This window comes from uncultured Campylobacter sp. (assembly GCF_938045345.1).
Taxonomy (GTDB): domain Bacteria; phylum Campylobacterota; class Campylobacteria; order Campylobacterales; family Campylobacteraceae; genus Campylobacter_B.
In genome coordinates this window covers 1-1,113 of the sequence record NZ_CALIMS010000044.1, presented here as the reverse complement: position 1 = coordinate 1,113, position 1,113 = coordinate 1, and the positions used below count along the sequence as shown (strand labels likewise).

Below are 1,113 nucleotides of genomic sequence, written 5' to 3'. Positions count from 1 at the left end.
GCAAGGCAGCCCCGCGCGTACCGATCAGCGCGAAGCTCGTGGCAAATATGATGCAGACGGCGGGAATCAACCGCGTCGTTACGATGGATCTGCACGCGGGGCAGATACAGGGCTTTTTCGACGTGCCAGTCGATAACCTCTACGGCTCGCTGATATTTTTGGATTATCTGAAAGAGAAAAATTTAAAAAATCCGATCATCGCCAGCCCCGACGTTGGCGGCGTCGCGCGCGCCAGAAGCTTCGCTAAAAAGCTCTCGCTCGATCTGGTGATCGTCGATAAGCGCCGCGAGGAGGCGAACAAAAGCGAGGTGATGAACATCATCGGCGACGTCGCGGGCAAGGACGTGATCCTAATCGACGATATGATCGATACCGCGGGCACTATCGTCAAGGCTGCGGGCGCGTTTAAGGAACAGGGCGCGAAGAGCGTCAGCGCGTTTTGCACGCACGCCGTGCTAAGCGGTCCGGCATATGAGCGCATCGAAAGCGGCGCGCTGGACGGCCTAGTCGTGACCGACACGATCCCGCTAAAGCAGGAAAGCGACCGCATCAAGGTAATCAGCGTCGCTCCGCTCTTCGGCGAGGTCATCAGACGCGTATATCACGACGAGAGCGTAAATAGCTTATTCAAATAAAATTTTAAAATTTAAAATGCGGCGCGGTTTGTTTTATACAGCCGCAGGAATGCGAACAATAGGCATCTTATAATAAAAGATCGCGGCTCAGCCTAAGTCAAGCGCTTACGGCGGTGGGCTCTAAATTTATAGCGTTTGAGGCTCGCTACGATTTAACTATTGGGATTTAACTGCGACGCGAAATTTAGCTTCTACGCGACAAATTTAATTTATGCGCGACATTTACTCCGCGCGGCGGAAATTTTAACTGCAACCGCGAAGTAAATTTACCGCATTAGCCGCTGCAAGCCGCATTTTAACGCTTGAAAAATTAGTATTAAAAATACCCTGCTTTAAATTCGCCGTAAAAATTTAATTGCCGTTCGCTCCTGTGCGCATCGGCTACGCTTCGCAAAGTCTCATTAAATTTCTCTACAAAAACCCACGGCGCACACTAATGACAGATACCCCGAGCTCACTGCATTTAAATTTTGATATT

At 50.3% G+C, this 1,113-nt stretch carries 1 protein-coding gene; it reads left to right on the top strand.

The features are described 5' to 3' along the window. The coding region (locus tag Q0144_RS08035) for a ribose-phosphate pyrophosphokinase (protein WP_298063149.1) at positions 1 to 635 on the top strand (635 nt) is incomplete at its 5' end. Between the last annotated feature and the right edge of the window lie 478 nt (positions 636 to 1,113).